Below are 7,239 nucleotides of genomic sequence, written 5' to 3'. Positions count from 1 at the left end.
CCGCTGTCGACAACGCCGCTGCCGCGACCGCCGATGCCGCTGCCGACGCCGCTGCTGGCGCCGCCGACGCGACCGCCAAGGCTGCCGACGCCACCGCCGACGCCGCTGCCAAGATCTCCGACAAGGCCGACGCCGCAGCCGACAAGGCCAAGGAAGAAGCTGCCAAGCACTAATCCGCTTGCGCTGACGCTGCTTCGAGAGGCCCGCGCAAGCGGGCCTTTCTTTTTGCGCCGAAGGCTGCGCGAAACGCCGGCGCGCGGCGCTTGCCGCATTGCGCAGTACTGCACCGCATCGCCCAAAGTGATTGGCCGCGAACGACGCTTTGTGTTTTCATGCCGCGTCCAAGAACCAGGCCGCCGTGCAATGCCCGCGATCACTTCCCAGCTCGACCCGCGCTCGCAGGATTTCCGGGACAACGTCGCCTACCACCAGGCGCTGGTCGAAGAGCTCGATGCGCGCCTGGCGCGCGCGGCTCACGGCGGCGGCGACAAGGCCCGGGCCAAGCACACCGAGCGCGGCAAGCTGCTCGCACGCGACCGCATCGCCGCCCTGCTCGATCCGGGCTCGCCGTTCCTGGAAATCGCCCCGCTCGCCGCCGAAGGCATGTACGACGACGCCGCGCCCGCCGCGGGCATGGTCGCCGGCATCGGCCGCGTGCAGGGGCTGGAGGTGGTGATCGTCGCCAACGACGCCACGGTCAAGGGCGGCACTTACTTCCCGATGACGGTGAAGAAGCACCTGCGCGCGCAGGAGATCGCCCGCGAGAACCGCCTGCCCTGCATCTACCTGGTCGACTCGGGCGGCGCGTTCCTGCCGCTGCAGGACGAGGTCTTCCCCGACCGCGAGCATTTCGGCCGCATTTTCTACAACCAGGCCCGCCTGAGCGCCGAGAACATCCCGCAGATCGCCGTGGTCATGGGCAGTTGCACCGCTGGCGGCGCCTACGTGCCGGCGATGTGCGACGAAAGCATCATCGTCAAGGAACAGGGCACGATCTTCCTCGGCGGCCCGCCGCTGGTGAAGGCGGCGACCGGCGAAGTGGTCGATGCCGAAGCGCTCGGCGGCGCCGAAGTCCACACCACGGTGTCGGGCGTGGCCGATCATTTCGCCGAGGACGACCGCCACGCGCTGCAGATCGCCCGCGAGATCGTCGGCAACCTCAACCGCCGCAAGACCCTGCCGGTGACCGTGCAAGCCTCGCGCGAGCCGCTGTACGCCGCCCAGGAGCTGTACGGCATCGTCCCCAAGGACACCCGCCGCCCGTTCGACATCCGCGAGGTCATCGCCCGCATCGTCGACGGCAGCGAGCTGCAGGAATTCAAGGCGCGCTACGCCAAGACCCTGATCACCGGTTTCGCCCACGTCCACGGCTATCCGGTCGGCATCGTCGCCAACAACGGCATCCTGTTCGCCGAAAGCGCGCTCAAGGGCGCGCATTTCATCGAGCTGTGCAACCAACGCGGCATCCCGCTGGTGTTCCTGCAGAACATCACCGGCTTCATGGTCGGCAAGAAGTACGAAAACGCCGGCATCGCCAAAGACGGCGCGAAGATGGTCACCGCGGTGGCGTGCTCTCACGTGCCCAAGTTCACCGTGGTCATCGGCGGCAGCTTCGGCGCCGGCAACTACGCCATGTGCGGCAGGGCTTATGGGGCAAGATTCCTGTGGATGTGGCCGAACGCGCGCATCAGCGTGATGGGCGGCGAACAGGCCGCCTCGGTGTTGGCGACCGTGCGCCGCGACGGCATCGAAGCCGCCGGCAAGGTGTGGACGCCGGACGAAGAGGAAGCCTTCAAGGCGCCGATCCGCGACCAGTACGAAAGCCAGGGCAACCCCTACTACGCCAGCGCGCGGCTGTGGGACGACGGCATCATCGATCCGGCCGACACCCGCCGGGTACTGGGACTGGCGCTGTCGGCCAGCCTCAACGCGCCGATCGAGGACCGCACCCGCTTCGGCGTGTTCCGCATGTAATCCCGCTGCAAAGGACTGCTAGGCATGATCGTCGGCATCGACCTCGGCACCACCCATTCGCTGATCGGCGTCTACGGGCCCGACGGCCCCCGTCTGATCGCGAACGCATTGGGCTCGCTGCTCACCCCCTCGGTGGTCAGCGTCGGCGACCACAACGAGGTCATCGTCGGCCGCGCTGCGCGCGAACGCCTGGTCTCGCATCCGCAGCGCAGCGTCGCCGCATTCAAGCGCTGGATGGGCACCGACCGCGTCACCGCGCTCGGCAAGCACCGCTTCCGCCCAGAAGAATTGTCGGCGCTGATCCTGAAGTCGCTGATCGCCGATGCCGAGGCCGACCTCGGCCATCGCGTGGAAGAGGCGGTGATCAGCGTGCCGGCCTATTTTTCCGACAGCCAGCGCAAGGCCACGCGCATCGCCGGCGAACTGGCCGGGATCAAGGTCGAACGCCTGATCAACGAACCCACCGCGGCGGCCCTGGCCTACGGCTTGCAGCAGCGCGACGGCGGCGGCCGCTATCTCGTGTTCGACCTCGGCGGCGGCACCTTCGACGTGTCGATCCTGGAGCTGTTCGACGGGATCATGGAGGTCCACGCCAGCGCCGGCGACAATTTCCTCGGCGGCGAGGATTTCTCCCAGGCCCTGCTCGACGCCTTCCTCGGCGAACACGGCCTGGCCGCGAGCCAGTTGGCGCTAACCGAACTGGCGATCCTGGAACGCCGCATCGAAGCGCTCAAGCACGACCTGGCCCGCGGCAGCGAAGTCGCGTTCGAACTGAGCCTGGCCGGCCAGCCGCGCGCCTGGCGCGTCGACGAGGCCGCCTTCGCGCGGATCTGCGAGCCGCTGGTGCAGCGCCTGCGCGCGCCGCTGGAACGGGCGATGCGCGACGCCAAGCTCAGCCCCGGCCAGCTCGACGAGATCGTCCTGGTCGGCGGCGCCTCGCGCATGCCGCTGAGCGCGCGCCTGGTCTCGCGCATGTTCGGCCGCTTGCCGCTGCGCCACGTCAACCCGGACGAAGCCATCGGCCTGGGTGCCTGTGTCGCCGCCGGCATGAAGGCGCGCGACGAATCGCTCGAGGAAATCATCCTCACCGACGTGTGCCCGCATACGCTCGGCGTCAGCACCAGCCGCGAAACCCACGGCCGCTACACCACCGGCATCTTCTCGCCGATCATCCACCGCAACAGCACCGTGCCGGTGAGCCGGGTGGAGCGCTATTTCCCGACCTACGACGAGCAACGCGCAGTCGAGATCGAGATCTACCAGGGCGAGAGCCCGCGGGTCGAGCACAACGTCCGCCTCGGCATGGTCTCGATCGAGCTGCCGCCCAAGCGCCGCGACGAGAACCCGATCGACGTGCGCTTCACCTACGACATCAACGGCCTGTTGCAGGTCGAGGCGGTGGCCCTGTCGACCGGGCTCAAGCGCGAAGTGGTGCTGGAAAAGAACCCCGGCGTGCTCAGCCAGGACGAGATCCGCGAGCGCCTGGCGGCGTTGGCGGCGATCAAGGTGCACCCGCGCGAGCAACAGGAGAACATCGCCCTGATCGCGCGCGCCGAACGCCTGTACGAAGAACTGCTGTGGGCGCGCGAACAATTGCAGGATGCGCTGGTGCAGTTCCGCGGTGCGCTCGACATGCAGGATCCCGAGCTCATCGCCCATCACCGGGCCGAGTTCGCGCGCTACCTCGACGCGGTCGAAGCCCAGTCCTGAGCATGACGCCGTTCGCCCGCCTGGGTTTGAGCCACGACGCGGACGAAAGCCAGATCAAGCGCGCGTACGCGCGCGAACTGCGCAAGACCCGGCCGGACGAAGATCCGGTCGCGTTCCAACGTTTGCACGAGGCCTATGCGCAGTGCCTGGAGTGGGCACGCCGGCCACGGGCCGAGGCGGCGACCGCGGTGTTCGAGGATCTCGACGAACTGCTCGGCGACGACGCCCTGCCCTCGCTGAGCGTGCGTGCCGACGATGCCGCGACGGCGATGCCCGTCTTCGATGGCACGACCGTTACCGGCAGGGCCTTCGACCGTACGCCCTTCGACAGCGCGACCTTCGACAGCGGTGCCTTCCTCGACCGGCTGCTGCGGATCGCGCGCGAGAACACTTCGCAGGAACTCCAGCGCTGGCTGCGCGAGCACCCGGACCTGTATTCGGTCGAACGCAAACAGGCGCTCGCTCCGCTCCTGATCGCGCGCCTGCAAGACGAACCCTCGCTGTACATCGCCCAGCTCGACATCGTGCTGGCGTTCTTCGATCTCGACACCGTGCATCCGCGTACCGCCTCGCTGCAGCCCGCGGTCGCCGACCTGCGCGCTTATTCTCAGGCGCGCGGCGCGGATTTTCGGGGGTTGCAGTTCGACCCCGACCCTCGTCCCGGCAAGCGCGGCCGGCACCCGCTCGCTCTGTCGCCGAGCGTGTTGTTCTTCCTGTTGATGCTGCTCGCAGCGATCGCGCGCGTCATCAAGGCAGCGAATAGCGCATGAATCCGTTCGAGCGCCTCGGCCTCGCCGCCACCGCCGACGAGCGCGAGATCAAGCGCGCCTATGCGCGCGAGCTGCGCCGCACCCGTCCGGACGAGGACCCGGCCGGGTTCCAGGACTTGCACGATGCCTACCAGCACTGCCTGGCCTATGCCGAGCATCGGCGCTGCGTCGGCGAGGACGAAGACGACTCCGGGTTCGAGCCGGAACACGAACACGACGAGAGCGGCCAGGCCGATGCGTTGCAAGCCCACCCGGCCGACGCGGAAACCTACGCGCCAAGTTCATCCCTGGAAGAGCGCCCGCCGTCGTCGCCCGACGACGACGGCGCCCGCGAAAACGAAGCCTTCGACGGCCGCGCCTTCCTCGACGAGTTGCTGGAACGCGCGAGCAGCCAAAGTCCGGCCGCATTGGAGCGCTGGCTATCGGAACTCGAGCCGCTGTATTCGCTCGACCTCAAACACGCCCTGCGCGCGCCGGTGGCGCATGCGCTGGCCGTGACCGACCCGCCGCTGTCGTCCGAATCGGTGCGGACGATCGCCGTCTTCTTCGCCCTCGACAGCGTCGGCCCACAGGACGACTGGCTGCAGGAACGAGTGCATCAGGCGCGGCGCCGCGCCGAGGCCGCCGACGAGTTCGAGCAGACCGTCGCGCTGATGCAGTCGCCGCGCGTCCGGCCGGTGGATCGCATGTTGATGCGCGAACTGCTCGGCCCCTTCGTACCTTGGCGCCGGGTATTGATCGCGCTGGTCGCGATGTTGCCGACGCGCTTGATGAGCCTGTGGTCGAGCCTGCAACAGATCGACCCGCAACTGGCGGCGGCGCGGCTCGACCCGGACAGCATCGACTTCTGGGTTCGGGCGACCGACCGTCAACGCATCGATGTACGGCGCGCGCTGCTCGCGGCGGCGCGCATCGTGCTGTATCCGCTGTTGCTGCTCGGCTTCTTCGCCGCCTTCGGCCCGCGCAATTCCCTGCTCGGGGATCTGCCGAGAGTCTGGTTCATCGGCGGCGCGGCCTGGTTGCTGCTCGCCTGCCTGCGCATGTTGCTGCCGCTGTTGCCCAAGGACGGCGATCCCGGTGTGCTGTCCTATCGCGACCGTCCCTTGATGTCGGTCACTGCGCTCGGCATCGTCGCCATGTTCCTGGCGCCGCTCACGACCGACCTGACCGCTTTGTGCCTCGTCGGCATGGCCGCGATCTGGATGATCGCGCGCGGCGTCGGCCGCATCTATCGCACGGTCTGGGCCGTGTTCGCCGGGCTCGTCGTCGCGGTATGCCTGCCGGACTGTTTCGCGATCCTGTTCGGCACGCCGGCCGAACAACTGCGCAGGCCGCCGGACGCATGGCTGCCGTTGTACCTGCTCGCCGGCGTAGCGACGCCGATCCTGCAGGACCTGCACTACGCGAGCCTACATCGCACCGACCTGCGGACGGCGCGCGAGCAAGCGAGCTGGCTGCGCCCTTTGCTGGCGGTCGCCGCGCTGCTGCTGATCGTGCGGGGCGTATTGTCGGCTTGAGCGCACCGCTGGCCTGTTCATCGGCCTGAAAGATTTCTGAACTATTTTTGCCATCGGGGATACCGTCCCGTTTCGCTGAATGCGCGCGCTTCCGAGTCGTTTCGCATTTGCGCGAACGCTTGCGAAAACTGAATCCGAGTCGCGGTTTCCTGCAACTCCGATTGGTGAGATTCATCACAGTGGGTGCGTCGTATCAGCGTGTTAGGCTCCGAAGTTCACGCGTGTCATCACCTGATCCCCCGACCTGAGGAACACCGCGTCATGGCCATCTTCAATCAGCCTGCTCCGCCCAAGCGCGACAATCCGGTACCGCCGTTGCAGCCGGAAACCGCGCTCAAGAAAGAACCCGACGCGGCCACCGAATTCTCGTTTGGACAAGCTTCGCCCACGCCCGCTCCCTACGCGGCCGCACCGACGCCGGCGCCCGCTCCGGCCCCGCGCGCGGTCGAACGCGAAACGGTCAAGGAGTCGCTGATCGCCTCCGACCTGTCGATCGAAGGCAAGATCCAGGGCTCCGGCCACATCCGCATCGCCGGCCGCTTCAAGGGCGACGTCCAGGTCGACGGCGACCTGACCGTCGAACTCGGCGCCAAGCTCAACGGCGGCGTGCGCGCTCGCAAGGTCGTGATCGCCGGCGAGCTCGAAGGCAACATCGAATCGGCGCAGCGCGTCGAACTGCTCGACAGCGGCGCGATGATCGGCGACGTCAAGGCGGCGGTGATGACGGTCGCGGCCGGTTCGCGCATGCGCGGCCAGGTCGAGTTCGGCTGGGACGACAAGGACGCCGCCAAGCCCGCCCCGCGCAACGAGAGCGGGCGCAACGAAGGCGGCAAGAGCGACAAGAACGGCGCCGCCAAGACGGAGACCGGCGCCGACTCATGAGCGCCGTCCGCCAGGGCCTGCCCGGGGCGACGCGCATTTGTCCGCATTGCAAGGCGACGATCCTCGAAAGCGCGAGCGTCTGTCCGGCGTGCCGGCATCACTTGCGCTTCGATTCGGACGCATCGCAACAGACAGCGGCGAGATTCTCGCCGCTGCATGTCGAGGGCACGATTCGGCATCCGCCGAGCGACGGCGCGTGGGAGTACTCCATGGTGCTGTCGATCCGCAACGACCGCGGCGAAGAGATCACCCGCCAGGTCGTCGGCGTCGGCGCCCTGCTCCCCGGCGAGGAACGTACTTTCACCCTGGCGGTCGAAGCGTTCGAAGCGGTCGGCTATAAGGCCGCGAACAAAGGGCGCCTGCGACGCTGAGGCGTCTGCGCGTCG

6 protein-coding genes are annotated in these 7,239 nt (G+C 68.0%); all 6 read left to right on the top strand.

Going from position 1 to position 7,239, the window contains the following annotated elements:
- Positions 1-363 precede the first annotated feature (363 nt).
- The 6 genes from LC490_RS15000 to LC490_RS14975 all read left to right on the top strand — a co-directional run bounded on the left by LC490_RS15000 (position 364) and on the right by LC490_RS14975 (position 7,224).
- Positions 364-1,974: a carboxyl transferase domain-containing protein gene (locus LC490_RS15000; protein ID WP_031373359.1), complete on the top strand. Its 1,611-nt coding sequence runs from the start codon at positions 364-366 to the stop codon at positions 1,972-1,974.
- Positions 1,975-1,998: 24 nt separating this feature from the next.
- Positions 1,999-3,684 carry a molecular chaperone HscC gene (locus LC490_RS14995; protein ID WP_223620685.1) on the top strand — a complete coding sequence of 562 codons (1,686 nt, stop codon included), beginning with the start codon at positions 1,999-2,001 and terminating at the stop codon, positions 3,682-3,684.
- A 2-nt stretch (positions 3,685-3,686) separates the two neighbouring features.
- A complete protein-coding gene (locus LC490_RS14990; RefSeq protein WP_223620684.1) occupies positions 3,687-4,454 on the top strand; it encodes a J domain-containing protein in 768 nt (255 codons plus the stop codon).
- Positions 4,451-5,971 (top strand): J domain-containing protein, encoded by a 1,521-nt coding sequence (locus LC490_RS14985; protein WP_223620683.1) that lies wholly within the window; start codon positions 4,451-4,453, stop codon positions 5,969-5,971. The genes LC490_RS14990 and LC490_RS14985 overlap by 4 nt, the downstream gene beginning before the upstream one ends.
- Positions 5,972-6,232: 261 nt before the next feature.
- Positions 6,233-6,853 (top strand): polymer-forming cytoskeletal protein, encoded by a 621-nt coding sequence (locus LC490_RS14980; protein WP_051885265.1) that lies wholly within the window; start codon positions 6,233-6,235, stop codon positions 6,851-6,853.
- Positions 6,850-7,224 carry a hypothetical protein gene (locus LC490_RS14975; protein WP_031373354.1) on the top strand — a complete coding sequence of 125 codons (375 nt, stop codon included), beginning with the start codon at positions 6,850-6,852 and terminating at the stop codon, positions 7,222-7,224. The genes LC490_RS14980 and LC490_RS14975 overlap by 4 nt, the downstream gene beginning before the upstream one ends.
- The last annotated feature ends 15 nt before the right edge of the window (positions 7,225-7,239 follow it).

This window comes from Lysobacter sp. ESA13C (assembly GCF_019970005.1).
Taxonomy (GTDB): domain Bacteria; phylum Pseudomonadota; class Gammaproteobacteria; order Xanthomonadales; family Xanthomonadaceae; genus Lysobacter; species Lysobacter antibioticus_B.
The sequence above is the reverse complement of the archived record's forward strand: the minus strand, read 5'-3'. Positions and strand labels throughout refer to the sequence as shown.